22 protein-coding genes are annotated in these 24932 nt (G+C 71.0%); 12 read left to right on the top strand and 10 right to left on the bottom strand.

Translation table 11 applies throughout. The features are described 5' to 3' along the window. Positions 1 to 131: 131 nt before the first annotated feature. Positions 132 to 1403, top strand: coding sequence for an ROK family transcriptional regulator (locus tag DBV35_RS02365; protein WP_108658639.1), 1272 nt, complete (start codon positions 132 to 134; stop codon positions 1401 to 1403). Beyond that, complete coding sequence (locus tag DBV35_RS02360; protein WP_108658638.1) at positions 1400 to 2983, top strand: CRTAC1 family protein; 1584 nt, start codon at positions 1400 to 1402, stop codon at positions 2981 to 2983. Before DBV35_RS02365 ends, DBV35_RS02360 begins: the two co-directional genes overlap by 4 nt. 2 nt (positions 2984 to 2985) lie before the next feature. Here the strand turns inward: DBV35_RS02360 and DBV35_RS02355 are convergent, their stop codons facing one another. After that, positions 2986 to 4323, bottom strand: a complete 1338-nt coding sequence (locus DBV35_RS02355) for a cytochrome-c peroxidase (RefSeq protein WP_108658637.1) — start codon at positions 4321 to 4323, stop codon at positions 2986 to 2988. 82 nt (positions 4324 to 4405) lie between these two features. Further along, positions 4406 to 5953 carry an acetolactate synthase large subunit gene (locus DBV35_RS02350; RefSeq protein ID WP_108658636.1) on the bottom strand — a complete coding sequence of 516 codons (1548 nt, stop codon included), beginning with the start codon at positions 5951 to 5953 and terminating at the stop codon, positions 4406 to 4408. A 226-nt stretch (positions 5954 to 6179) separates the two neighbouring features. Here DBV35_RS02350 and DBV35_RS02345 point away from each other — a divergent pair, with 226 nt between their 5' ends. From DBV35_RS02345 to DBV35_RS02300, 10 genes are read left to right on the top strand one after another with little or no spacing between them, the layout of a single operon-like run. Beyond that, positions 6180 to 7016, top strand: a complete 837-nt coding sequence (locus DBV35_RS02345; protein ID WP_108660512.1) for an FAD binding domain-containing protein — start codon at positions 6180 to 6182, stop codon at positions 7014 to 7016. A gap of 2 nt (positions 7017 to 7018) precedes the next feature. Then, positions 7019 to 9796 carry a molybdopterin-dependent oxidoreductase gene (locus DBV35_RS02340; RefSeq protein WP_245943816.1) on the top strand — a complete coding sequence of 926 codons (2778 nt, stop codon included), beginning with the start codon at positions 7019 to 7021 and terminating at the stop codon, positions 9794 to 9796. Further along, complete coding sequence (locus DBV35_RS02335) at positions 9793 to 11301, top strand: 6-hydroxynicotinate reductase (RefSeq protein WP_170134864.1); 1509 nt, start codon at positions 9793 to 9795, stop codon at positions 11299 to 11301. The genes DBV35_RS02340 and DBV35_RS02335 overlap by 4 nt, the downstream gene beginning before the upstream one ends. Next, positions 11301 to 12164, top strand: a complete 864-nt coding sequence (locus DBV35_RS02330) for a UPF0280 family protein (protein WP_108658635.1) — start codon at positions 11301 to 11303, stop codon at positions 12162 to 12164. The genes DBV35_RS02335 and DBV35_RS02330 overlap by 1 nt, the downstream gene beginning before the upstream one ends. Positions 12165 to 12205: 41 nt before the next feature. Next, a complete protein-coding gene (locus DBV35_RS02325; protein WP_108658634.1) occupies positions 12206 to 12790 on the top strand; it encodes an amino acid synthesis family protein in 585 nt (194 codons plus the stop codon). Between the two features lie 21 nt (positions 12791 to 12811). After that, on the top strand, positions 12812 to 14023 hold the full coding sequence (locus tag DBV35_RS02320) for an ABC transporter substrate-binding protein (protein WP_108658633.1): 1212 nt from the start codon (positions 12812 to 12814) through the stop codon (positions 14021 to 14023). 49 nt (positions 14024 to 14072) lie between these two features. Then, positions 14073 to 15923: an ABC transporter permease gene (locus DBV35_RS02315; protein ID WP_108658632.1), complete on the top strand. Its 1851-nt coding sequence runs from the start codon at positions 14073 to 14075 to the stop codon at positions 15921 to 15923. Next, on the top strand, positions 15920 to 16690 hold the full coding sequence (locus tag DBV35_RS02310; protein ID WP_108660510.1) for an ABC transporter ATP-binding protein: 771 nt from the start codon (positions 15920 to 15922) through the stop codon (positions 16688 to 16690). Before DBV35_RS02315 ends, DBV35_RS02310 begins: the two co-directional genes overlap by 4 nt. Continuing rightward, positions 16683 to 17384, top strand: coding sequence for an ABC transporter ATP-binding protein (locus DBV35_RS02305; RefSeq protein ID WP_108658631.1), 702 nt, complete (start codon positions 16683 to 16685; stop codon positions 17382 to 17384). Before DBV35_RS02310 ends, DBV35_RS02305 begins: the two co-directional genes overlap by 8 nt. After that, positions 17381 to 17803, top strand: a complete 423-nt coding sequence (locus DBV35_RS02300) for a MarR family winged helix-turn-helix transcriptional regulator (RefSeq protein WP_108658630.1) — start codon at positions 17381 to 17383, stop codon at positions 17801 to 17803. Before DBV35_RS02305 ends, DBV35_RS02300 begins: the two co-directional genes overlap by 4 nt. Before the next feature lie 21 nt (positions 17804 to 17824). Here DBV35_RS02300 and DBV35_RS02295 read toward each other — a convergent pair whose 3' ends face one another. The 8 genes from DBV35_RS02295 to DBV35_RS02260 form a co-directional block, all read right to left on the bottom strand. After that, positions 17825 to 18148 (bottom strand): hypothetical protein, encoded by a 324-nt coding sequence (locus DBV35_RS02295; RefSeq protein ID WP_108658629.1) that lies wholly within the window; start codon positions 18146 to 18148, stop codon positions 17825 to 17827. A 99-nt stretch (positions 18149 to 18247) separates the two neighbouring features. Further along, positions 18248 to 19348, bottom strand: coding sequence for a mandelate racemase/muconate lactonizing enzyme family protein (locus DBV35_RS02290; protein WP_108658628.1), 1101 nt, complete (start codon positions 19346 to 19348; stop codon positions 18248 to 18250). Beyond that, on the bottom strand, positions 19345 to 20202 hold the full coding sequence (locus DBV35_RS02285) for a sugar phosphate isomerase/epimerase family protein (protein WP_108658627.1): 858 nt from the start codon (positions 20200 to 20202) through the stop codon (positions 19345 to 19347). The genes DBV35_RS02290 and DBV35_RS02285 overlap by 4 nt, the downstream gene beginning before the upstream one ends. Before the next feature lie 14 nt (positions 20203 to 20216). Then, positions 20217 to 21149: a TIGR01459 family HAD-type hydrolase gene (locus DBV35_RS02280; protein ID WP_108658626.1), complete on the bottom strand. Its 933-nt coding sequence runs from the start codon at positions 21147 to 21149 to the stop codon at positions 20217 to 20219. Further along, on the bottom strand, positions 21146 to 21916 hold the full coding sequence (locus DBV35_RS02275; protein WP_108658625.1) for an SDR family NAD(P)-dependent oxidoreductase: 771 nt from the start codon (positions 21914 to 21916) through the stop codon (positions 21146 to 21148). Before DBV35_RS02275 ends, DBV35_RS02280 begins: the two co-directional genes overlap by 4 nt. A 4-nt stretch (positions 21917 to 21920) precedes the next feature. Next, the gene (locus DBV35_RS02270) at positions 21921 to 22481 is read right to left on the bottom strand and encodes an SIS domain-containing protein (protein WP_108658624.1); all 561 of its coding nucleotides are present in this window, start codon (positions 22479 to 22481) and stop codon (positions 21921 to 21923) included. Between the two features lie 10 nt (positions 22482 to 22491). Next, complete coding sequence (locus DBV35_RS02265; RefSeq protein ID WP_108658623.1) at positions 22492 to 23826, bottom strand: sn-glycerol-1-phosphate dehydrogenase; 1335 nt, start codon at positions 23824 to 23826, stop codon at positions 22492 to 22494. Between the two features lie 7 nt (positions 23827 to 23833). Next, the gene (locus DBV35_RS02260; RefSeq protein WP_108658622.1) at positions 23834 to 24892 is read right to left on the bottom strand and encodes an ABC transporter ATP-binding protein; all 1059 of its coding nucleotides are present in this window, start codon (positions 24890 to 24892) and stop codon (positions 23834 to 23836) included. Positions 24893 to 24932: the final 40 nt, after the last annotated feature.

Raw genomic sequence — 24932 nt, 5'->3', positions numbered from 1 at the left:
TTCAGCAGTCAAAATAAAATTCCACCTTCGCAGGTGCGAAAGAAGCGCTTCGCGACCGCAGCGGTGAAATTGGTGGCAAATCGCATCGAGTTGGGCATGATGAGGCCCGTAATAATTCGGACATTGAAGTAATGTTGCGCGCGCCCCTCTCACCGGATGAGACGGCCGAACCACGCCGGAGGGACGGGTGCGGCCCGCTCCTGCCGACCGTCGTGGAGACGCGGCCGATGCGCCAGCGCCTCTTCGAGCATCTGCGCGCCGCGGGCGAGGCGAGCCGCGCCGACCTCTCCCGCCTCCTCGCGATCTCCCCCGCCTCGGTCAGCGCGATCTCGGCCGAACTCCTCGCCGCCGGCCTCGTCGAGGAGGTGGACGGCGCCTCCCGCGACAGCACGCGCGGCCGCCCGCCGGTGGCGCTCGCCGTCGCCCCGCGCGCCTACTATGTCGCCGGCATCAAGCTCTCCGACGACGCGCACTCGGCCGTGATCCTCGATTTCGCGGGCGAACTCGTCGGCGAGGCGACGCTGCCGTCGGGCGCGCACCGCCAGCCCGTCGCGCGCACGCTCGTGGAGACCGAGAGCGTCCTCGACGCCGCGATCCTCTCCGCGGGCCTCTCGCGCGCCGACCTCTGGGGCGTGGGGCTCGGCCTCCCCGGCGTCATCGACCATGCGCGCGGCATCGCCCTCTGGTCACCCATCCTCGCCGAGCGCGACACCCATCTCGGCGCGATCCTCAGCGAGCGGCTGCGCCTCCCCGTCACCATCGACAACGACGCGAACCTCCTCACCCTCGCCGAGCTCTGGTTCGGGCATGGACGCACGATGACGGATTTCGCCGTCGTCACCATCGAGAACGGGGTCGGCATGGGGCTCGTCCTGCAGAACCGGCTCTTCCGCGGCGGCAGCGGGCTCGGCATGGAGCTCGGCCACACCAAGGTGCAGCTCGACGGGGCGCTCTGCCGCTGCGGTCGGCGCGGGTGCCTGGAAGCCTATGTCGCCGACTATGCGCTGGTGCGCGAGGCGCAGACCGCGCTCGACTGGAACCGCGACACCGCCGAGAGCGCCCGCCAGCTCCTCGACAGCCTCTACGAGCACGCGAAGGACGGCCACGCTGGCGCGCGCTCGATCTTCCGCCGCGCGGGGCGCTATCTCGCGGTGGGGCTCGCCAACGTCTACCAGCTCTTCGACCCGAACCTCATCATCATCTCGGGCGGCCAGATCCGCTTCGACTATCTCTATGCCGAAGACGTCCTCGCGGAGGTGCGCGAATTGATCCTCGACACCGGGCGCACGCCACCGCACATCGAGATCAACGCCTGGGGCGACATGGTGTGGGCGCGCGGCGCCGCCGCCCTCGCCCTCTCGGCGCTGACCGAGCAGCTCATCGGCGAGGGACGCGTCGCATGAGAGGCCCGCTCGCACTTCTCCTCCTCCTCGCGCTCGCGGGCGAGGCCGCGGCCGACGCCGCGATCCCCCGTTTTTCCGACGCGAGCGCCGCCCTCCCCGGCCCGCCCCACATCTATGAGGGCGGCTGGGAGCATTTCGTCGGCGGCGGCGTCGCCGCGTTCGACTGCAATGGCGACCATTTCCCCGACCTCGCCGTCGCCGGCGGTGCCGCCCCGGCCCGCCTCTTCGTCAACGCCACGGGCAGGAAGGGCGCGCCGCTCGCCTTCACCGAAGGCGCGTTCGGCGACATGCGCGAGGTCACGGGCCTGTGGCCGCTCGACATCGACGGAGACGGCATCCTCGACCTCGCAATCCTCAGCGTCGGGCCGAACCGCCTCCTCCTCGGCAAGGGGGACTGCACCTTCGAGGACGCGACGGCGCGGCTCGGCTTCGAGCCGGGCGACGCCTGGAGCACGGCCTTCAGCGCGACCTTCGAGCCGGGCGCGAGCCGCCCGACCCTCGCGATCGGCAACTATGTGGACCGGGCCGACCCGAACGGCCCCTTCGAGGCGTGCGATGCCAACGCGCTCTACCGCCCCGAGGGCACGACCTACGCCCCGCCGCAGATCCTGGAGCCCGGCTTCTGCGCCCTCTCGATGCTCTTCTCCGACTATAGCCGCCGCGGCCGGCAGGACCTGCGCGTCTCCAACGACCGCCACTATTATGTGCGCGGCGGCCACGAGCAGATGTGGCGGATGCCGGAGCCGACCCTCCTCGGCCGGGAGGACGGCTGGGCCCCCGTCTCGATCTGGGGGATGGGCATCGCGAGCCGCGACCTGACCGGCGACGGCTTGCCGGAGGTGGTCCTCACCTCGATGGGCGACCAGCTCATGATGATCGCCGGGCCCGAGGGCTACCGCCTCGCCCCGTTCTCGATCGGCACCTTCGCCCAGCGCCCCTTCTTCGGCGACGACGGGCGCCCCTCCACCGGCTGGCACGCCGAGTTCGCGGATGTGAACAATGACGGCCGCGCCGACCTCTTCATCGCCAAGGGCAACGTAGACCAGATGCCGACCAACGCCCTTGAAGACCCGAACAACCTCCTCCTCCAGGAGGCGGACGGCCGCTTCACCGAGGCCGCGCTCGATGCGGGCGTCGCCACCGTCCACCGCTCGCGCGGGGCGGCGCTCGCCGATCTCGACCGCGACGGCGCGCTCGACCTCGTGGTGGTGAACCGCCGCGCGCCGCTGGAGCTCTACCGCAATCTCGGCCCCGTGGGCCGGTCGATCGCGCTCATGCCGCGCCAGGACGGACCGAACGGGTTCGCGGTCGGCGCCTTCCTGGAGCGTCGCATGGCGGACGGATCGCTCGACACGCGCGAGATCACCGTCGGCGGCGGGCACGGCGGCGGCGAGGCGCTGCCCGTCCATTTCGGCCTCGGCACGGACGATGCGGCCACCCTCCGCGTCGTCTGGCCCGACGGCAGCGCGTCCGACTGGCTGACCGTTCCCGCGGGCACGGAGGCCGCCCTCTGGCGCGACGGCGCGTCCCTCTCGCTGCGCCCCTACGCGACCCGCGCCGCCGAAGCGCCGCCGCATTAGAGCTAGCGCGGCACCTCGAGCCCGCTCGGCACGCTGGCGGGAATGCCGAGGCGGCCCGCAAGGGCGGCCGGGTCGGAGAGCGTGTCGAGGAAGGCGAGGAGCGCCGCGATCTCGGCCTCGCCGAGCGCATGGTCATTGATCTCGACCGCCGCCATGATGCGCGCGCGCTCGTCGGTGTCGTCCATCACCGCCCAATCCTCGACCCCCGGCAGGACGGGGAGGACCGCAAGATGGCGGTCGTAGCGGCCGGCGGCGGCACCCGGCTCCACATGGTCGCGCAGGAAGGCGGCGAGTTCGCTGTGCGCGCCCGCGTGCCCCCATGGGCCGGTCCGCGCGACGTTGCGGAGCGACGGGGTGCGGAAGCGGAACGCGTCCTCCTCCTTGCCCGTCACCTCCATCCGCCCCTCGTCGCGGCGGTGCAGCTCGAAGCGCGCGCCCTTGCCGGGGCCAAGCTGGGGCGCGCCCATCGCGTGGAAGCGGTGGTCGGTCTGGAAGGGGCCGGTGTGGCAGGCCGCGCATCCGGCCGCGCCGTAGAAGAGGTCCAGCCCCGCCTCCGCCTCCTCCGGGAGGGGCGCCTCGCCACGCAGGAAGGCGTCGAACGGGCTCGTGTCGGAGCGCCACTCGAACTCGACGAAGGCGGCGATTGCGTTGGAGATGTCGGTGAAGGCGATCGGCCGGCCGGCGGCGATCTCCGGGTAGACCGCCTCGAAGCGGTGCCGGTAGTCATCGAGCGCGGCGACGCGGCGGGCGATGATGTCCCACGCCCCGCCCTCGCCCGTGAGGCGGCCGAGACGCACCGCCTTCGACACGTCGCTCTCCGAATAATGCCCGGCCATCTCGTCCGGCGAGAGGACGGGGAACATCGTCTGCGCGGAGAGGAGCGAGGCGAAGCCCTGCACCATGTCCTCGCCGAGCGGGGTGCGCAGGCCCGAGGGGCGGTTCGGGTCGGCCTCGATCCGCCCGTCATGGAACATCACGGTGAATTCGCGCGCGCCGAGATTGAAGAGCGCCTGGGCGTTCCGCGGGACGCGCTGCTCCGGCAGATTGTCCGGGTCTGCGGTCCGCTCCGGGCCGAGCCCGATTCCGCCCTCGCCGAGCGCGAGGGACACGCCGTCCCCGGTCGCGAAGCGCGGATGGTGGCAGGTGGCGCAGGCGATGTTGCGATTGCCCGACAGGATCGGGTCGTAGAAGAGGAGCTGGCCGAGCGCCGCCTCCGCTTCGTCCACCGGCCGATAGGCGTCGTCCCCGACAGGCTCGGGCAGTGCGTCGCGCGGGGCCGGTCCCGCGTTCGCGGCGAGGATCAGCCCGAGGGTCGCTCCGGCAGCAAGGATCGCCCGCATCGTCTCCCCCGCGTGTCGTTTTGCGGGGGAGAATATCGCGCTTCAGGCGGGGCCGAAACCGGCCCGATGAACGGCCGAGGGGTCAGCCGTCGATCATGGCCTCGATCAGGAAGGGGCCGGGCTCCTTCACGGCGTCGGCGATGGCGCGGCAGAGTTCCGCCGCGTCGCTGACGCGCTTGGCCGGCACGCCCATCCCGCACGCGAGCGAGACGAAGTCGAGCTCCGGCCGGTTGATCTCCAGCATGTCGAGCGCGCTGCGGCCCGGATTGGCGCCGACGCGGAAGAGCTCCTGCTTGAGGATCTCGTAGGACTGGTTGGCGAAGATCACGGTCGTGACGTTGAGATTCTCGCGCGCCTGCGTCCACAGCGCCTGGATCGTGTACATCGACGAGCCGTCCGCCTGGAGCGCCACCACAGGTCGGTCCGGGCAGGCGACGGCCGCGCCGGTCGCGAGCGGCGGGCCGATGCCGATGGAGCCGCCGGTGATCGCGAGCCAGGTCATGGGCGGCGCGCCGGCCGTCATCCCGTAGATGTCGCGCCCGACGGTGATGCCCTCATCGGAGATGATCGCCCCTTCCGGGAGCGCGGCGGCGATCGCGGCGGCGAGCGCGCCATAGGTGATCGAGCCGGCGCCGGGGGCGACCGGGCGCGCGGCGTCGACGACGAGCGGCTTCCTCACGCCGAGCCGGTCGGCGAGGGCGCGCACCGCCCCGACCCCGTCCTCCTCCGCCGTCGCGAGGACGACGCGGGCGGTGTCGTCCGGCAGGAGGCGGCTCGGCTTGTTCGGGTAGGCGAAGAAGCCGACCGGCTCCGGCGCCTCGATGAGAATCGCGTGGCGGTAGGGGGCGAGCACCTCGAGCGCCATGTCGATCGGATAGGGCAGCTTGTTGATGCGCGCGCGGCCCGCGCCCCGCTCGATGCGCCGGTTGGAGCCGGGCGCGAGCACCGTCACGCCGGTCTTCTCGGCGATCGCGTTGAGGAGGCCGGTGAGCTCCGGGTCCTCTAGCACGGCGCCGCCGGCATAGATCAGCGTCTTCTCCCCGCTCTCGATCGCGGCGATGGCGGCATCGAGCGCGGCCCGGTCATAGGCGCCCGGCGGCGTCGGCGCGATCGGCGCGGCGACGACGCCGCCCGGATCCCACCCCGTGTCGGAGGGGGCGAGGAGGGTCGCGACGCGGCCCGGCCCGCTCATCGCGGCAGCGACCGCGGCGGCACCGTCAGCGCCGATCGTCGCGGCGGAGGTCGACATCCGCACCCAGTCGCTGAAGGGCGTGACCGCGCCTTCGAGATCGGCCGTCAGCGGCGCATTATACTGGAGGTGATAGGTCGCGTGGTCGCCGACGAGATTGACGATCGGCGTGCGCGCCTTCTTGGCGTTGTGAAGGTTCGCCGCCCCGTTCGCGAAGCCCGGCGCGAGGTGGAGGAGCGTCACCGCCGGGCTCTTCGCCATGCGCCCATAGCCGTCCGCGGCGCCGGTCACCACGCCCTCGAAGAGGCCGAGAACGCAGCGCATCAGGCCCGTCCGGTCGAGCGCGTCGACGAACTGCATCTCGGACGTGCCGGGATTGGCAAAGCAAACGGAGACGCCCGCTCCACTGAGCGTGCGGACGAGACTTTCGGCGCCGTTCATCGGATCTCCTCTGGGACGGCCCCTGCGCCGGCAGGGACACCGGCGCCTTCGCGGGAACGTCTGTGACTGGCACCCCGCGGCGGCGGAGCGGTGCGCATCATGCCGCCGATCGGGCCCGGCCGCAAAGCCTTCCGCTGCGATCGGTTGCCACGAAGTCGCCCCGATTGACTTGCGCGAAGAACGCGTCATATCGTTAGCATACGAACGATCAAGCGGGGACGTGATCGTGACGTATGTGACACCCCTGACGCTCGACGACGCACTCGACGCGATCCGCGGACCGGCGCCCGTCTGCATCCTCGCGGGTGGAACCGACGTGTTCCCCGCGCTCGGCGAGCGCGCGCCCGACCGGCCCATCATCGACATTTCGCGCCTCGCGGCCCTGCGCGGCATCGAGGCGAGCGACGCGGGTTGGCGCATCGGCGCGACCACCACCTGGACCGACCTCGTGCGAGCCCCCCTGCCCCCCGCCTTCGACGGGCTGAAGGCCGCGGCCCGCGAGGTGGGCTCCATCCAGATCCAGAACACCGGCACCATCGCGGGCAATTTGTGCAACGCCTCGCCGGCGGCGGACGGCGTGCCCGCCCTCCTCGCGCTCGGCGCGGTGGTGGAGGTCGCCTCGCGCGCCGGGTCGCGCCGCGTGCCGCTGGAGGTCTTCATCACCGGGGTGCGCCGCACCGCGCTCGCGCCCGGCGAGATGGTGGTCGCGATCCACATTCCGCCGCAGGGCGCGGCGCGCGGCGCGTTCCTGAAGCTCGGCGCGCGCCGTTATCTGGTGATCTCCATCGCGATGGCCTCGGCGGTGATCGACGCCGCTGACGGGCGCGTCGCGGCAGCGCGGGTCGCGGTCGGCGCCTGCTCGCCGGTCGCCGTGCGCCTTCCGGCGCTCGAAGCCGCTCTCCTCGACGCGCCGGTCGGCGACCTCGCCGCCTGCGTCGCGGACGAGCACCTCGCCCCGCTCGCCCCGATCGACGACGTCCGCGGCTCGGCGCGCTACCGAATCGACGCCGCCTCGACGCTCCTGAAACGCCTCCTCGCGACCTTCGCCAGCCCCAAAGGATGACCATGACCGACGCGGCCATCATCATCGAGGATCGGGACGATGCGATGGCCGGGGAGCGGGTCAGCTTCCGCCTGAACGGCGCGCCGGTCGCGGTGCGCGCCCGCCCCGGAATGCGCCTGTCCGAGGCGCTGCGCGAGCAATGCGACGCGCGCGACGTGAAGATCGGCTGCAATGCGGGCGACTGCGGCGCGTGCACGGTTCTTCTCGACGGCGCGCCGGTGTGCGCCTGCCTCGTCGCCGCGCAGCAGGCCGAGGGACGCGCGGTGGAGAGCGTCGCCGGCGTCGTCGCGAGCCCGGTCGGCCGTCGCCTCGCGGACAGCTTCCTCGCCCACGGCGCGGCCCAGTGCGGGGTCTGCACGCCGGGCATGATGGTCGCGGCGGCCCACCTCCTGACCGAACGGCCGGCCCCCAGCGAGGCCGAGATCCAGGACGCGCTCGGAGGCGTCCTCTGCCGTTGCACCGGCTACCGCAAGATCGTGGAGGCGGTCGCCGCCCTTGCCGGGCCCGCCCCCGACGCGGCGCGCACCGATGGCGGCATCGGCAGCCGCGTCACCCGGATCGACGGTCGCGCCAAGGTCGACGGCACAGAGCGCTTCGGCGACGACATCGCCCCCGCCGACAGCCTCGTCCTGCGCGTCATCCGCAGCCCCCATGCGCGCGCCCGCTTCGTGCTCGGCGACCTCGACGCCTACCGCGCCGCCCGCCCCGGCATCGCGATGGTGCTGACGCACGCGGACGTGCCCGGCAGCAACATCTTCGGCGTCATCCCGCCCTTTGCCGACCAGCCGGTCTTCGCCGAGGGCGAGGTCCGCCATCGCGGCGAGGCGATCGCGGCCGTGGTCGGCGAGCCCGACACCATGGCGGGCTTCGACGATCGCGCCTTCCCAGTCTCCTGGGAGCCCCTCCCCGCGCTCACCTCGCCCGAAGAGGCGCTGCGGGAGGACGCGCCGCGTCTTCATGCGGGCCGGGCCGGCAACGTCATGTGCCGCGGCATCGTCCAGCGCGGCGACGCGGAGGCGGCGCTCGCCCGCGCCGATATCGTGGTCGAGGGGCGCTTCCGCTCAGGCTTCGTCGAGCACGCCTATATCGAGCCCGAGGCCGGGGTCGCCCGCCGCGTCGGCGACCGGATCGAGATCCACGCCTGCACGCAAGCCCCGGTGATGGACCAGGAGGGCGTCGCCGCGATCCTCGGCATCCCGCTCGAGCGGGTCCGCATCGTCCCGACCGCGGTCGGCGGCGGCTTCGGCTCCAAGCTCGACCTCTCGGTCCAGCCCTTCCTGGCGGTCGCCGCGATGCGCACCGACCGGCCGGTCCGCATGGCCTACAGCCGCAACGAATCCATGCAGTCGACCACCAAGCGGCACCCGTCGGACATCCGCCTGCGCATCGGCGCGACGCGGGACGGGCTGATCTGCGGCTTCGATTTCGACGGCACGTTCGACACCGGCGCCTATGCGAGCTGGGGCCCGACGGTCGCGAACCGCGTCCCCGTCCACGCCTCCGGCCCCTACCGAGTCGCCGACTATCGCGCGCGGAGCGCCGGGGTCCACACCAACAACCCGCCCTCCGGCGCCTTCCGCGGCTTCGGCGTGCCGCAATCGGCGATCGCGCAGGAGGTGCTGTTCGAGGATCTCGCCGAGGCGCTAGGGCTCGATCCGCTGGCTTTCCGCCGCCGCAACGCGCTCGCGAACGGGACGCCCACCGTGTGCGGACAGGTTTTCGCGCAGGGCGTCGGGATCGGCGCCTGCCTCGACGCGCTCGCCCCCCATTTCGCCCGTGCGCGGGGCGAGGCGGCGGCCTTCAACCGGGCGGCGACGGGGCCGCTCCGGCGCGGCGCGGGCCTCGCCTCCGGCTGGTATGGCTGCGGCAACACCTCGATGGCGAACCCCTCGACCATCAAAGCCGGCGTCACCGGGGACGGGCGGATCGTCCTCCACCAGGGCGCGATGGACATCGGCCAGGGCGCGAACACCGTCATCGCGCAGATCTTCGCCGCCGCGCTCGGCGTCGATCTCGGCTCGGTCGCGATCGTCGGACCGGACACGGACGTGACGCCCGACGCCGGCAAGACCTCGGCCTCGCGCCAGACCTTCATCTCCGGCAACGCGGCGCGCCTCGCGGGGCTTGCGCTGCGCACCGCGCTCCTGCGCCAGGCGAACGCGGGCGAGGACGCGACCCTCGTCGCGGGGCCGGACGGGCTCGGCGTCGTCGACGAGGGGCGGCGGCAGGCGATCGACCTCTCCGTCCTCCCGGCCGATCCGGAGGGCTACGCGCTCGTCGTCGCCGAGAGCTACGACCCGCCGACCGCCCCGCTCGACGAGAACGGCCAGGGCGCGCCCTACGCCGTCTACGGCTACGCCGCCCACCTCGCCGAGGTGGAGGTCGATATCGAGCTCGGCACCGTGCGGCTCCTCCACTTCACCGCCGCCCACGATGTCGGCCGCGCCATCAATCCGCTCCTCGTGGAGGGGCAGGTGGAGGGCGGCATCGCGCAGGGGGCCGGGATGGCGCTGATGGAGGCCTACATCCCCGGCCGCACCGAGAACCTGCACGACTACCTGATCCCCACCATCGGCGACATGCCGCCGGTCACGACGCTGATCGTCGAAGAGGCCGACGCCAACGGCCCCTATGGCGCGAAGGGCCTCGGCGAGCACGTCCTTATCCCCACCGCCCCCGCGATCCTCAACGCCATCCGGCACGCGACGGGCGCCCGCATCACACAAGTGCCCGCGACGCCCGACCGTGTGCGCGCGGCCATCCTGGAGGCCCGGTCATGACCAGCGTCGCCCCGTCCGAGAAGATCCGCTGCGACGCCTGCCCCGTGCTCTGCTACATCGCCGACGGGCGCACCGGCGCGTGCGACCGCTACGCGAACCACGGCGGCACGCTCGTGCGCCTCGACCCGCTGACCATCCTGGAGGCGAACCAGCGCGCCGGCGGCAAGCTCGTCCCCTTCCTCGACAACGACAAGGCCGAGTGGGACGGCGACCTCCTCCTCGCCGACCGCCCCTTCGTCACCGCCGTCGGCGCGGGGACCACCTATCCGGACTACAAGCCCGCCCCCTTCATCATCAGCCAGCCGCTGCGCACGGGCGAGGATGTCGTCACCGTCGTGACGGAGGGAATCTTCAGCTATTGCGGCGTGAAGGTGAAGATCGACACCGACCGCCATATCGGCGAGGAGCGCGCCATCGTGCGCGTCGACGGCGAGGCCATCGGCCATGTGATGACGGCCGAATACGGCTCGCGGATGCTCTCGCTCGGCGGGGTCGACCACCTCACCGGCGGCTCCAAGAAGGAGGGGCGCGTCACCTGCGCCGCGCTCCTCGCGCTCTGCAACCGCGAGGCGGTGGAGATGACGATCGACGACGGGGCGCACCTCGTCGTCCAGGCCGGCAAGGCGCCGATCATCAACGGCGTCACCGAGGCGCGAATGCGCGTCGGCTGCGGCTCGGCGACCATCGGCATGTTCGCGACCCAGTGGATCGGCCATGCGGACGAGGTCGTCGTGGTGGACGACCACATCACCGGCGTCCTCTCCGAGCACCAGGCCGGCAAGCTCCTCGACATGAAGCCGACCGGGATCAAGATCAAAGGCCGCCGCTCCACGCCGGGGCGCTATTTCCAGGTCGCCGCGCCCGGCACCTCCTGGGGCGGCACCAACATCGAAGATCCGCGCGAGATCCTGAACGCGTTCGACCCGAAGATCGCCTGGCCGGGGCTGCGCCTCCTCATGGTCTCCACCACCGGCGAGCAGTTCGCCTACTTCACGCTCGACGAGAACCTCGCGCCGCAGCCGGCCCCGCTCACCCCGCCGCTGGAGGCGGTGGTGGAGCGCATCGCGGAGAATTGCGAGCCCGCCACCTGCTCCGTCCTCTTCATGGGCGGCGCGGGCGGCTCGCTGCGCGCGGGCGTGACGGAGAACCCGGTCGCCCTCACCCGCTCGGTGCGCCGCGCCCTCACCCGCGTCACCTGCGGCGGGGCCGAGACCTACATCTGGCCGGGCGGCGGCATCACCGTCATGGTCGACGTGCTCGACATGCCGGAAAACGCGTTCGGCTACGTGCCGACCCCGGCCCTCGTCGCGCCGATCGAGTTCACCATGACGCGGGACGACTACGCCGCGCTCGGCGGGCATGTGGACGAAATCCGCACGCTCGACGATGTTCTTTCCAAGGGCACACCCTCTGGGATCAGGACAATCGCGCGCGAGGCAGGCACAATGGCGGCGGAACCGGGCCCGGCGATCTCGCCGCTCCCGAAAAGCGGGGAGGCTGCCTGATGTCCAACGGCCCATCCGCCGCCATCCTCCCGGATGGCAGGCTTCATCTGCAACACGGCCCGATCGATCTGGTGATCAGCGCGGACGGGCCGATGGAGGCGGTCGATTCCGCTTTCCGCGCCGCCGCGGGGCGGTTCGTCTCGGTGCTGAACGAGCTTGTCGAGGAGCTGCCGCTCCTGCGCCGGCCGGTCGACCCGGACAGCGAGATGACCGGGCTCATCGCCTCGCGCATGGTCCGCGCGGTGACGCCCCACGCGCACGGCACCTTCGTGACACCGATGGCCGCCGTCGCGGGCGCCGTCGCGGACGAGATCGTCGACGTGATGACGGCCTCCGCCCCGCTCACTCGCGCGATCGTCAACAACGGGGGCGACATCGCGATTCACCTGTTGCCGGGGCAGATCGCCCACGCCCGCCTCGTCGCGACCGACAACGCGGATCTCGGCAGCGTCACCATCGCCGGCGGCTCGGGCATCGGCGGGATCGCGACCTCGGGGCGCGAGGGGCGCAGCCTCTCGCTCGGCATCGCCGACAGCGTCACGGTGCTCGCGCGCAGCGCGGCGGAGGCGGACGCGGCGGCGACGCTGCTCGCCAACGCCGTCGACCTGCCGGACCATCCCGCCGTCACCCGCGCGCCGGCCGAGACGCTAGACCCCGACAGCGATCTCGGCTCTCGCCTCGTCACCACCGGATGTGGCCGACTGACGCGGGAAGAGAAATATGCAGCGGTCTCGTCCGGCATTCTCCTCGGCCAGTCTATGATCGACCGCGGACTGATTCGCGGCGCTGCCTTTTTCCTCCAGGGCCACGCGCGGACCGTCGGTTCCTTCAACCGCCTCGACCGGGGGACGCCGGATGTCTGAGGCGTCCCGCTCCCTCCCCTTCCCGATCTAAAGGAACACCGATGGCCGCCGAGATTCGCAAGCTCGCCCTGTTCGTGGACGAGACGCACATGGAGATGGGCAAGACGATCGACCCGCCCACACGGCGCGCCGCGGCCGTCGCCGTCGTGAAGAACCCCTTTGCGGGGCGCTACGAGGAAGACCTCTCCCTCCTGATGGACATCGGCGCCGAGCTCGGCGGCCTCCTCGGCAAGCGCTGCGTCGAGGCGCTCGGCATCGCGCCTGAGGCGGCGGAGAGCTACGGCAAGGCCGCGATGGTCGGCGAGGACGGCGAGCTGGAGCACGCCGCCGCGATCCTCCATCCGAAGCTCGGCGCCCCGCTCCGGGCCGAGATCGGCGGCGGCAAGGCGCTCATCCCGTCCTCCAAGAAGATGGGCGGCCCCGGTCACGTGCTCGACATCCCGCTCGGCCACAAGGACGCGGCCTATGTCCGCTCCCACTTCGACGGCATGGAAGTTCGGCTCAACGACGCGCCGCGCGCGGGCGAAATTCTGGTGGCCGTGGCGGTCACGGCGTCCGGTCGGCCCTTGCCACGCGTCGGCGGGCTGGTCAAAGACGACATCAAGGGCGAAGACGGCCTTCGCTGACATCCCTCACGAGGAGACCCTATGCTGACCCGTCGCGGACTTCACAAGGCGCTCGCAGTCACCATCCTGGCAGCGCCGTTCGCCGGGGCTCCCGCCTTTGCGCAGGACCCCATCAAGATCGGCGAGATGAACTCCTATACCCGCATGGCGGCCTTCACCGAGCCGTATCGCAAGGGTTGGGAGCTGGCGGTCGAGGAGATCAACGCGGCCGGCGGCGTCAAGGGCCGTCCGCTCGAGATCATCAGCCGTGACGACACCGGCGATCCGGCGACCGCGATCCGCATCGCCGAGGAGCTCGTCAATCGTGACGAAGTCATCATGCTGTTCGGCGGCTTCCTCTCCAATATCGGTCTCGCGCTCGCCGACTTCGCCAAGCAGAACGAGACGCTCTACCTCGCGTCCGAGCCGCTGACCGACGCGATCGTCTGGTCGAACGGCAACAAGTACACCTACCGCCTGCGCCCCTCGAACTGGATGCAGACCGGGATGCTCGCGGCCGAGGCGGCCAAGCTCGACGCCACCAAGTGGGCGACGATCGCGCCGAACTACGCCTACGGCACCGACGCCGTCGCCGCCTTCAAGGAGCAGCTGAAGGCGCTGAAGCCGGACGTGGAGTTCATCGAGGAGCAGTGGCCGACCCTCTTCAAGATCGACGCCGGCTCGTCCGTGCGTGCGCTTGAGCAGGCCAAGCCCGACGCGATCTTCAACGTCACCTTCGGCGGCGACCTCGCCAAGTTCGTGCGCGAAGGCTCGCTGCGCGGCCTCTTCGACGACCGCCCGGTGGTCAGCCTCCTCTCCGGCGAGCCGGAATATCTGGAGCCGCTCGGCGACGAGACCCCGGACGGCTGGCTCGTGACCGGCTATCCCGGCCTCGACATCAACACCCCCGAGCATGACGCCTTCGAGAAGGCCTATGTCGCCAAGTGGGGCGAGGCGCCGAAGACCGGCTCGATCGTCGGCTACAACTCGGTCCTGACGATCAAGGCCCTCCTCGAAGCCGCGCCCTCCTTCGAGACCGAGGATCTCCTCTCGACGCTGAGCGGCCTCAAGGTCGACAGCCCGACGGGTCCCTTCTTCTATCGCCCGGCCGACCACCAGGCGACGATGGGCGCCTACGTCGGCAAGACCGCGCTCGTCGACGGGAAGCCCGGCATGGTCGACTGGTACTACGCCGATGGCGCCGAATTCCTCCCTTCGGAGGAAGACGCCGCCAAGATGCGTCCGGCCGAATAAGGCCGTTGGGGGCGCGGCACGTCCGCGCCCCTAGCATCGCACGCGCGCCATGGGCTTCTATTTCGCACAGTTCCTCACGGGGCTGGCCAATGCATCGTCGCTGTTCCTGATCGCCTCAGGACTGTCGATCATCTTCGGCGTCACGCGGATCGTGAACTTCGCCCACGGCTCGCTCTACATGCTGGGCGCCTACATCGCCTACACGCTGGTCACCACGCTGAAGGGCGGGCCGGTCGGCTTCTGGGGCAGCGTCCTCCTCGCCGCCGCCGCCGTCGCGCTGATCGGCGCGGTGATCGAGATCCTCGTCCTGCGCCGGATCTATCGCGCGCCCGAGCTCTTCCAGCTCGTCGCGACCTTCGGCGTCCTCCTCATCATCCAGGACATCACGCTCGCGACCTGGGGCGCGGAGGATCTTCTCGGCCCCCGCGCGCCGGGCCTCAGCCGCGCCGTGCGCATCTTCGGCGAACCGATCCCGCAATACGACATCGCCCTCATCATCATCGGCCCCCTCGTCCTCGGCCTGATATGGCTCGTCTTCAGCCGCACGCGCTGGGGCGTCCTCGTGCGCGCGGCGACGCAGGACCGCGAGATGGTCGGCGCGCTCGGCGTCAACCAGCGCTGGCTCTTCACAAGCGCCTTCATGCTCGGCTCCTTCCTCGCCGGCCTCGGCGGCGCGCTCCAGGTGCCGCGTGAATCGGTGTCGCTCCTGATGGACCTCTCCATCATCGGCGAGGCGTTCGTGGTCGTCGTCATCGGCGGGATGGGCTCGGTGACGGGCGCGTTCGTGGCGGCCGTCATCATCTCCGTCCTCAACGCGTTCGGCGTGCTCGTCTTCCCGCAGATCTCGCTGATCCTGCCCTTCCTCGTGATGGCCGTCGTCCTCATCGTGCGGCCCTACGGCCTCTTCGGCAGCGCCGCCTCCGCGCACGGGTCGCCCACGGTGCCGGAAGCGCCGCTGAAGCCGATGTCGCGCGCCGGCATCGTCGTGATGGCGGCGGTCGTCGCGCTGCTCGCGCTCCTGCCGACCCTCGACGACGGCTTCCTCCTCGTCCTCGCGGTCGATCTCCTCATCGCGACGCTCTTCGCCGCGAGCCTCCACTTCCTCATGGGCGTCGGCGGCATGGTCTCCTTCGGCCACGCCGCCTATTTCGGGCTCGGCGCCTACGCCGCCGCGCTCGCGGTGAAGGCGCTCGGCCTGCCGATGCTGGCGGCGATGGCTTTCGGCCCGCTCGTCGCGGCGTTCGGGGCGCTGATCTTCGGCTGGTTCTGCGTGCGCCTCTCCGGCGTCTATCTCGCGATGCTGACGCTCGCGGCCGCGCAGATCCTGTGGGGCGTCACCTTCCAGTGGCAGAGCGTGACGGGGGGCGATGACGGCATTCTCGGCGTGTGGCCGGCGAAATGGGCGTCCTCGAAGACGGTGTTCTTCTACCTCGCCCTCGCGCTCTGCGTCGTCGGCCTCGTCCTCATCCGCCAGCTCGCCCACTCCCCGTTCGGCTATGTGCTGCGGGGCGGGCGCGACTCGCCGCGCCGGACCGAGGCGATCGGCATCGACCTGCGCTCCCACCAGTGGCTCGGCTTCATCATCGCCGGCGGCTTCGCGGGGCTCGCGGGCGTGATCTTCGCCTTCTCCAAGGGTTCGGTCTTCCCCGACGCGCTGTCGATCAGCCAGTCGATCGACGGGCTCATCATGGTGCTCCTCGGCGGTGTCCAGTCGCTGATCGGCCCGATCCTCGGCGCCACCGCCTTCGTGCTGATCGAGGACTACGTCACCCGGCTCGACTTCTGGCGCTTCATCTTCGGCTCGATCATCCTCGTGATCGTGCTCGCCGCGCCGGACGGGATCGCGGGCGGTCTCGGCCGCCTGTGGCGCCTCGTCAGACCCGCGAGGCGCGCGGCATGAGCGTCCTCGTCGTCACCGGCCTGTCGAAGCGGTTCGGCGGTGTCGCCGCCGTCTCCGACGTCTCGTTCGACCTGAAGCGCGGCGAGTTCCTCGCCCTCATCGGGCCGAACGGGGCGGGCAAGACGACCTGCTTCAACATGCTGAATGGCTACATCAAGCCCGACCGCGGCTCGGTGCGCCTCGAGGGGACCGAGCTCGTCGGCCGCCGCCCGCGCGCGATCTGGCGCATGGGCGTCGGCCGCACCTTCCAGATCACCGAGACCTTCGCCTCGATGACGGTGCGCGAGAACGTGCAGATGGCGCTGATCTCGCACCATCACCGCACGCTGAACCTCACGCACCGCGCGACGCGTCTCTATGTCGAGGAGGCCGACGCCCTCCTCGACCGCGTCGCGATGGCCACGCAAGCCGAGCGCGCCTGCGCCGAGCTCGCCTATGGGGACCTCAAGCGCCTCGAGCTCGCCGTCGCCCTCGCCCACAAGCCGAAGATCCTGCTGATGGACGAGCCCACCGCCGGCATGGCCCCGTCCGAGCGCATCGCGCTGATGGCGCTGACGGGCGAGATCATCGCCGAGCAGGGCGTCAGCGTCCTCTTCACCGAGCACGACATGGACGTCGTCTTCGCACACGCGCACCGCATCCTCGTCCTCAATCGCGGCGTGCTGATCGCGGAGGGGACGGGGGCCGAGATCCGCGCCAACCCGCTCGTCCAGGAGGTCTATCTCGGCGGCGGAACGGTCTTCGAAGGCGAGGCGAGCCATGCTTGAGGTGAGCGGCCTCAACACCTTCTACGGACAGGCGCACATCCTGTCCGACGTCCACCTCGCGGTCGGCGGCAACGAGGTCGTCGCCCTCCTCGGCCGCAACGGGGCGGGCAAGTCGACGACCATCAAGTCGATCATGGGCCTCGTACGCCCGCGCTCGGGCCGCGTCGCCTATGACGGGCAGGACATCACCGGGTGGCCGGCCTACCGGGTCTGCCGCCTCGGCATCGGCTACGTGCCGGAGGAGCGGCGCATCTTCACAGAGCTGTCGGTGGAGGAAAATCTCGAGGTCGGCCGCCGCCCGCCCCGGCCGGACGCGCCGGAATGGACGCCGGACCGCCTCTACCAGCTCTTCCCCAACCTCGCCGAGCGGCGGCGGCAGGCGGGCGGACGCCTCTCCGGCGGCGAGCAGCAGATGCTGACGATCGCGCGCACCCTCATGGGCAACCCGCGCCTCGTCCTCCTCGACGAGCCGTCCGAGGGCATCGCCCCGCTCATCGTCGAGCAGATGGCGCGGGTCATCAAAGAGCTGAAGCGCGAGGGGCTCGCGGTGCTGATCTCGGAGCAGAATCTCCACTTCTCCCGCATCGTCTCGGACCGCGCGGTGATCATCGAGAAGGGCGAGGTCCGCTTCACCGGCAGCTTCGCCGATCTCGACGCCAACCCCGACATCGCGCAGGCGACGCTCGCCATATGACCGAGCCCGCGCCCTACGTCCTCGACGAGCAGATCGGCTACCTGATGCGGCTCGCCCACCAGCGGCACACGTCGATCTTCCAGGAGCGCATCGTCGAAGGGCTGACGCCGACGCAATTCACCGTCCTCATCCGCCTCGCGGAAGGGGGGCCGAGCTCACAGAACCAGCTCGGCCGTCTCGCCGGGCTCGACAATGCGACGGTGAAGGGGGTCGTGGACCGGCTGAAGGCGAAGGATCTCATCACCTTCTCGGCCGACGCCAGCGACAATCGCCGCCGCGTCATCGACCTTTCGCCGGCCGGCAAGGCGCTGATCCCGGAGCTGCGCCGCCTCGGCGAGATCATCACCGAGGAGACGCTGGAGCCGCTCAGCCCGCGCGAGCGCGAGACGGTCATCAAGCTCCTGCGCAAGCTCGGCTGACGCCGGCCGCGCCACCCATCCTCAGCGCTGGATGACGGTGATGTCGAAGACCGAGCCGTTGCGGGTGTTGACGCTGCAGACGAAGGAGAAGCGGGAGAAGGTGCGGTTCTGCAGCTCGTACTGGCCGCGCCCGCGCAGGCGGTTCTCGACGTTCGAGAGCCTCTCGACGCGCAACGTGTTCGAGAGGAACTCGACGCGGAAGCGCGCGCCGAGCTGACGCCGCACGGTCTGGATGACGGGGTTCTCGCAGCGATTGAGGGCGAACTGCTCGGGCGACTGCGCGAAAGCGGCCGGGCTCGACAGGACCAGCAGGCCGGCGAGGATGGCGGCGACGAGACGGATCATGATCTTCTCCTGAAGGGATCTGACGTCATAGAGCCGCCCCCGTTCAAGAATGCAATTGCGCCGTGATGGGCGCGGGCCCCAATTCGCGATTTCGTCTCGTCAGATGTCGTCCGGGTTGAGATCGAGGCCGAGCCCCGGACCGGGCGGCGGCGCGAGGCGGCCCTTCACCGGCGTGAGCACGCCGGGCGGGACGAGGTCGGCGAGCCACTGGTGCACCATGTGATGCTCCACCGAATGGGCGTTCGGCAGGCTCGCCGCGAGATGAAGGCTCGCCGCGTAGGTCACCGCCGTGGAGGAGGCCTGCAACGTCACCGGTCGGTGGAAGACATGGGCGAGCTCGCCGATCCGCTTGGCCTCCGTGATCCCCCCGCACGCGCCGACATTGAACTGCACGAAGTGGATGGCGTCGGCCCGGATCAGCTCGCGGAAGGCGGGCGCCCACGCGCCGACCTCGTTGCCGCAGAGGGGAATGGGGCTCGCGGCGGCGACGCGCGCCTGGCCGGCCGTGTCGTAGGGCGAGACCGGCGCCTCGAAGAAGGCGATGTCGTAGGGCGCGAAGGCGCGCGCCATCGCGATCGCCTCGGCGACGTCGAGATTGTAGAGCGCGTCGACCATCAGGCGGGGCCCGGCGCCGATCGCCTCACGCACCGCCGCGACGCGCGCGACGTCCTGCGCCAGCGGCGCGCCGCCCACCTTGATCTTGGCCCCGCCGAAGCCGTCGCCGATCCAGCCCGCAACCTCCTTCGCGAGGTCGCCCGGCCCCTTGCCGTCGCCATAGAGGCCACCGCTCGCATAGACGGCGAGGTCGTCGTGCGCGCGGCCGAGAAGATCGCAGAGGGGGAGGCCCACCTGCCGGGCGGCGAGGTCCCAGAGCGCGGTGTCGAGCGCGCTCCAGGCCGCCGCCGTCGCCCCGCCACGGCCCGACATCTCCGCCGCGCGGAACATGCGCTCGGTGAGGCGGCGGGTCTCGAACGGCGAGCGGCCGACGATCGCAGGCGCCATGTCCTCGCGGATGATCGCGGCGATGGCGGTGACGCCGCCATCATAGACCCACGCCTCGCCGACGCCGATCCGGCCGGCCTCGTCCTCAATGAAGGCGAGGATGATGGGCTTCGTGATCCAGCGGGTCCGCGGGTTCCACAGCGTCCCCTCCATCGTCCGCTCGGCGACGCGGACGGTGACGGAGCGGACGGCGCTCACGCGATGAGGCCGTATTGGCGCGACTTGTTGCGCAGGAAGGGGAGCCCCTCCTCCAGCACCTGCTCGGCGCTGTCGGCGACGGGACGCCAGACGGAGAGCGCCGCGCCGATCTGCGGCGGCAGGTTGATGAAGCTCTCCATCGCGAGGCCGCCGGTGAAACCGATCGCGGCCAGCGCCGCGAAGACCTCGTTCCACCCGATCGTCCCCGCGCCGGGGACGCCACGATCGGATTCGGAGAGGTGGATATATTTCAGGTGCTCGCGGCAATCGATGATGCCGTTGCCGAGCCCCTTCTCCTCGATGTTCATGTGATAGGTGTCGAGCTGGGCGAAGATGTTCGGCGCGCCCACCTTCTCGATCATCCGCGTGAGGTCGATGCCGCGATTGAGGATGTGGTTCTCGTACCGGTTCACCGCCTCGATGCCGAAATCGAGCCCTTTCTCGCGGGCGTAGGCGGCCGTCGCCCCCAGCGCGCGGGCGACATTGTCCAGTTCCCTCTCTGTCGGCGCGGCGCCGGTGCGCTCGCCGATCCCGCCATAGGTGACACCCGTCAGCGCGGTGCAGCCCATGGCCTCGGTGATGTCCAGGACGTGCCGCAGGAAGGCGATGCCCGCCTCCGGATCGCGGCTCGGCCAGGCGTGCTCGGGCAGGCCGAGCGAGCAGATCGCGCCGACGCCCGATCCCTCCACGAGGGCGCGCGTGTGGGCGACATCCACCGCGTCGGGATCGAGGAGCGGAATCTCGATGAAGTCGAGCCCGAAACGGGCGGCCTCGGCGAGGCTCTTCTGCGCCGCCTCACGCGTCCAGTTGTGCGACCAGAGGCTGGTGTGGACGCCGAAACCGGTGACTGCCATGGCCGTTTCTCCCTCTATGTGGTGGCGACCACGTGGTGGGGGACGATGCCCGACTTCTCGATATAGGGCGCCACCTCGCGGCCCGCGAAGATGCCGTGCCGGGCGACGAGGATCGTCCCCATGCCCGCCGCGCGACCGCCCAGAATGTCGGTATGCAGCGTGTCGCCGACCATCGCCATGCGCGCGCGCGGCGGCGCGTCGGGGCCGAGGCGGTCGAGCACGGCGTCGAAGGCGTTGCCGAAGGGCTTGCCGTAGAAGGCGGCCGGAAGGCCCGTCGCGTCCATCAATTCGTGCGCCCAGTAGCCGGGCTCGATCGAGAGGCCGTCCTCGCGCGGGGCGACGAGGTCGGGGTTCGCGACGAGGACCGGGCGCGGGTTGTTCCTGAGGCTCGCGACGAGGCGGGCCTGGTGCGCGGTGTCCCACTCCCCGCCCGACAGGAGGATGATGGCCTCCGCGGCATCGTAGGCGGCGCTGTCGGCCAGGAGCGCGGTGGTGTTCGGCGCGAGGCCGGCGAGCGAGGCGGGACCGGCCGCCGCGACGCCCCAATGCGTCTCGCGCGGGAAGGCGGCCATCGCGCTCATGGTGACGTCGCGGCTCGACACGATCTCGTCCATCGTGAAGTCGAAGCCGAGGCGGCGATATTTCTCGACCGAGGCCGCCGGCGGGTTGGTCGCCGCGTTGGTGAGGACGATGACCCGCTTTCCCGCCGCCCGCATCTGACCGATCCGCTCGACCGCCCCTGCGATCGGCGCCTCGCCGACATTGAGGACGCCGAACCCGTCGAGGACGAAGACGTCGTACGCGCCGAAGAGGGCGGAGAGGTCGGGCGCTTCGGCGGCCGCGGCGTCGCCCGCGGGAAGGTCCGGCAGGCGGCCGCGCACGGCCTCGTAGCGGTCGAAGACCCAGTCGGCGTCGACGATGGGGCGGAGCGCCGTGGCGTCGTTCATAGCGCGGTGTAGCCCCCTTCGATCATGATGAGCGCGCCGTTGACGAGTTCGGCGGCGGGCGAGGCGAGATAGAGCGCGCAATCGGCGATCTCGACCGGCTCGCCGAAGCGGCCGAGCGGGATCCCGGCGAGCATCGGCCCGCTCTTCTCCTCAGCGCTCCACACCTGTTTCCCCATCGGGGTCATCACCACGGTCGGGCAGATGGCGTTGACCTGGACGTTGTGCTGCGCCCACTCCGCCGTCAGCGACTTGGTGAGCGCGTTGAGCGCCCCCTTGGAGGCGGCGTAGGCGGCGTGCTCGGGCAGCGCGATCACCCCGGTCTGCGAGGAGATGTTGACGATCTTGCCCCAGCGCTGGGCGATCATGCCGGGCGCGAGGGCGCGGGCGAGGAGGAAGGGCGCGCGCACGTTCACCGCCATGGTGAGGTCCCAATCCTCGACGGTGAGGTCCATGGCGGGCGCGATGCGGGCAATGCCTGCATTGTTGACGAGGATGTCGATCGTGCCCCAGGCGGCCAGCGCCTCCGCAGCGACGCGCGCGGGCGCCTCGGGCTCCGCGAGGTCGGCGACGAGGGTGAGGCACTCGCGCCCGTGGACGCGCACGGCGGCGGCGGTGTCCGCGAGCTCGCCCTCGTTGCGGCCGACGGCGACGATGTCGGCGCCCGCGTCGGCGAAGACGCGGGCGATCTCGGCCCCGATCCCCTTGGAGGCGCCGGTGACAAGGGCCTTGCGGCCCTCCAGGCTGAAACGGCTCGTCCAGTTGGGCACGGCGCTACTCGAGGTTCGTGTGCCGCGCGCGCATCGCCTCGGGCGTCACGCCGAGCCGTTCGCGCAGCATCAGGATGAGGATCTCGAAGGCGAGATATTGCGCGCCCTCGTAGAGCGAGCCCATCGGCAGCGTCGAGGGCGGGGCCTCGCCGGTGTCGTCCGCCATCGTCTGCGCGGGGAGCGTCAGCACCACGTCGCACATGCGCGGGACCGGCCCGCCCGGCTGCGCGGTGACGCATGCGACCGCCGCCCCCGCCCCTTGCGCGACGGCGACGAGCGCGGCGACGGTGGAGAAGTCGCCCGGCCCGGCGCTCACGATGAGCAGGTCGCCCGGCCCCAGCGGCGGCGCGGACATGTCGCCCACCACGCTCGCATCGAGCCCCAGATGGTAGAGGCGCATCGAGAGGGCGCGCATCATCAGCCCCTCGCGCCCGACGCCGTAGACGGCGATGGTCCGGGCATGCGCGATGGCGTCCACCATCGCGCTCAGCTCCTCCGGCGATACGGCGAGGAGGACGCCCTTCAGCTCCTCCACCGCGCGGACGGAAAGATCGGTCGGATTCATGCTCCCCTCCTTACGCGGCGCGGGAGGGGGTGGCGAGCGCCTCGGCGATCGCCATCTCGAAGAGCCCGCATTCCTCGATGAGGTCGAGGATCGTGTAACGGGAGCGGATGAAGCGGGCGGCGCGGACCGTGGCGCGCAGATGCTCGTGATTGATGCCGATATCCTGCGGCCCGGTCGGCGCGCCGGCTTCGATCAGGAGCGTCTCCATCGCGTCCGCGCGCTTCACGTGCTCGGTGAGACGCGCCGCAAGGTCCGGCCACACGGCCGTGAGGCGTTCGAGGCGCGCGCGATGGGTGTCGGGGTCGGCGTGCTTGGCGCGCGTCTCGACCACCGCGCGCTGCGCGAGCGCCTCGTCCATCAGCGAGGCGATCTCGGCCTCCTTCGTCTCGATCGGCGCGGCGGAGGCGACGATCTCGTCGATCGGGAGAGCCGTGAGGTCCTTCTCGATCAGCCAGTCATAGAGCTTCAGCGTCGCGAGCGTGCCGACCGAGACGCAGGCCCCGTGAGAGACGCGCTCGCCGTGGAAGGTGAGCCCCTCCATCTCCCACATGTGCGCAATCTGGTGGTCCGCGCCTGACGCGGGGCGGGACGTGCCGTGGAACTCCATCGCGAGGCCGGAGAGGGTGAGGCCGACGAAGAGATCGCTGATCGCCTTCGCCTCGCCCGCCCGCACCGCGCCGGGCGCGGAGAGCCAGCCCGGCAGATTGTTCTGGACGAGCGGCCAGGCGACCTTGTCGACCGGCTCGATGCCGAGCGCGTCGGCGATCAGCCAGTCCCCGCCCGCTGGCACCTTGCCCGCGAGATCGCCATAGCCCCAACCGGACATCTCCGCCGGCGCCTTCGTGATCACGTCGAGATCCGCGAGGATCGCGAGCGGGGCGCGGCACGGAATGGTCTTCTTGAAGCCCTTGTCGGAGAGCGGCGCGCCGGCCGAGGAGTAGCCGTCCATCGAGGCCGCCGTCGCGACGCAAAGATACGGCCGGTCCTTGGTGAAGGCGGCATATTTGGTGACGTCGTTGATGACGCCGGAGCCGACCGCGACGGGGATGGCGTCGCCGAGCACCGCGGCGATCGACTCGCCGAGCTCCACGCTCGGCTTCGGCCGCGGCACGGCCGGGAGAAGGTGCGTCTCGACCGAGAGCCCGTCCGCGGAGAGGCGCTCGGCGACCTCGCGGCCGGCGGCCGCGAAGGTGTTCTCGTCGGCGACGATCACATAGGCGCCGTCGCCGAAATGGCGGCGCGCCATGGCCGGCACGTCGGCGAGGATGCCGTTGCCGACCGCGATCTCGGCGATCGCCTTGGAGCGCGCGACCGCCGAATCGAGCAGGGAATTCGCTTTGGCCATCGGATCCTCAGGCGAGCGAGAGGTTGGTGCCGTCGGCACCGAAGAGGTGGATGCGGCCGGCCGGCAGCTTCAGCCCGACGACGTCGCCATGGTGGGTCGGGTCGTCCCCCGCCGTCTTCACGACGATGCGCTCCCCCTCCGGCGCGGTGGCGTAGAGATAGCTCTCGCCGCCGAGCGCCTCCTTCACCTCCACCCGCGCGTCGAACGCGCCGCCGCCGGGTGCCGTCAGCTCGATATGCTCGGGCCGGATGCCGAGCGTCACCGCCCCCTCCGGCGCGGCGGCCGGCCCGCCGACCGTGCCGGCCCCATAGCGCACAGCGCCGCCTTCGGTGCGGATCTTGAGGAAGTTCATCGCGGGTGCGCCGATGAAGTCGGCCACGAACCGGGTGCGCGGGCGGTGATAGAGCTCCATCGGCGCGCCGACCTGCTCGATCCGGCCCTGGTTGAGGACCACGATCGTGTCGGCCATCGTCATCGCCTCGACCTGGTCATGGGTCACGTAGATCATCGTCGCGCCGAGCTTGGCGTGCAGCGCCTCGAGCTCCACGCGCATCTGGATGCGCAGCTTGGCGTCGAGGTTGGAGAGCGGCTCGTCGAAGAGGAAGACCTTCGGCTCCTTCACGATCGCCCGGCCGATGGCGACACGCTGGCGCTGTCCGCCCGAGAGGTGGGCGGGCTTTCGGTTCAGATAAGGCTCGAGCTGGAGGACACGGGCGGCCTCGGCGACGCGGGCAGCGCGGTCCTTCCGGCCCACGCCGTTGATCTTCATGCCGAATTCCATGTTCTCGCGGACGCTCATGTGCGGATAGAGCGCGTAGGACTGGAACACCATCGCGACGCCGCGGTCGGACGGGGCGGTGTGGGTCACGTCGTCGGCGCCGATCATGATCGTGCCGCTGGAGATCCCTTCGAGACCGGCGATCGAGCGCAGCAAGGTCGACTTCCCGCAGCCCGACGGGCCGACGAAAACGACGAACTCGCCGTCCTTGATGTCGAGCGAGATATCGAAGAGCGCCTGAGCCTCGCCATAGTGCTTGTCGACATGCGACAGGCGGACGTCCGCCATCCCTGACCCTCCCTACTGAGCCACGCGGCGCAAAAAATGC

The sequence above is a fragment of the Acuticoccus kandeliae genome (assembly GCF_003073115.1).
This window is presented reverse-complemented; position numbering and strand designations above follow the sequence as displayed.

Coding starts and splice junctions, on each gene's coding strand:
- DBV35_RS02320 (WP_108658633.1), top strand. CDS start 12,812: ATGCTGACCCGTCGCGGACTTCACAAGGCGCTCGCAGTCACCATCCTG.
- DBV35_RS02310 (WP_108660510.1), top strand. CDS start 15,920: ATGAGCGTCCTCGTCGTCACCGGCCTGTCGAAGCGGTTCGGCGGTGTC.
- DBV35_RS02285 (WP_108658627.1), bottom strand. CDS start 20,202: ATGGCAGTCACCGGTTTCGGCGTCCACACCAGCCTCTGGTCGCACAAC.
- DBV35_RS02265 (WP_108658623.1), bottom strand. CDS start 23,826: ATGGCCAAAGCGAATTCCCTGCTCGATTCGGCGGTCGCGCGCTCCAAG.
- DBV35_RS02270 (WP_108658624.1), bottom strand. CDS start 22,481: ATGAATCCGACCGATCTTTCCGTCCGCGCGGTGGAGGAGCTGAAGGGC.
- DBV35_RS02325 (WP_108658634.1), top strand. CDS start 12,206: ATGGCCGCCGAGATTCGCAAGCTCGCCCTGTTCGTGGACGAGACGCAC.
- DBV35_RS02315 (WP_108658632.1), top strand. CDS start 14,073: ATGGGCTTCTATTTCGCACAGTTCCTCACGGGGCTGGCCAATGCATCG.
- DBV35_RS02355 (WP_108658637.1), bottom strand. CDS start 4,323: ATGCGGGCGATCCTTGCTGCCGGAGCGACCCTCGGGCTGATCCTCGCC.
- DBV35_RS02340 (WP_245943816.1), top strand. CDS start 7,019: ATGACCGACGCGGCCATCATCATCGAGGATCGGGACGATGCGATGGCC.
- DBV35_RS02360 (WP_108658638.1), top strand. CDS start 1,400: ATGAGAGGCCCGCTCGCACTTCTCCTCCTCCTCGCGCTCGCGGGCGAG.
- DBV35_RS02365 (WP_108658639.1), top strand. CDS start 132: ATGTTGCGCGCGCCCCTCTCACCGGATGAGACGGCCGAACCACGCCGG.
- DBV35_RS02335 (WP_170134864.1), top strand. CDS start 9,793: ATGACCAGCGTCGCCCCGTCCGAGAAGATCCGCTGCGACGCCTGCCCC.
- DBV35_RS02330 (WP_108658635.1), top strand. CDS start 11,301: ATGTCCAACGGCCCATCCGCCGCCATCCTCCCGGATGGCAGGCTTCAT.
- DBV35_RS02280 (WP_108658626.1), bottom strand. CDS start 21,149: ATGAACGACGCCACGGCGCTCCGCCCCATCGTCGACGCCGACTGGGTC.
- DBV35_RS02305 (WP_108658631.1), top strand. CDS start 16,683: ATGCTTGAGGTGAGCGGCCTCAACACCTTCTACGGACAGGCGCACATC.
- DBV35_RS02300 (WP_108658630.1), top strand. CDS start 17,381: ATGACCGAGCCCGCGCCCTACGTCCTCGACGAGCAGATCGGCTACCTG.
- DBV35_RS02350 (WP_108658636.1), bottom strand. CDS start 5,953: ATGAACGGCGCCGAAAGTCTCGTCCGCACGCTCAGTGGAGCGGGCGTC.
- DBV35_RS02260 (WP_108658622.1), bottom strand. CDS start 24,892: ATGGCGGACGTCCGCCTGTCGCATGTCGACAAGCACTATGGCGAGGCT.
- DBV35_RS02295 (WP_108658629.1), bottom strand. CDS start 18,148: ATGATCCGTCTCGTCGCCGCCATCCTCGCCGGCCTGCTGGTCCTGTCG.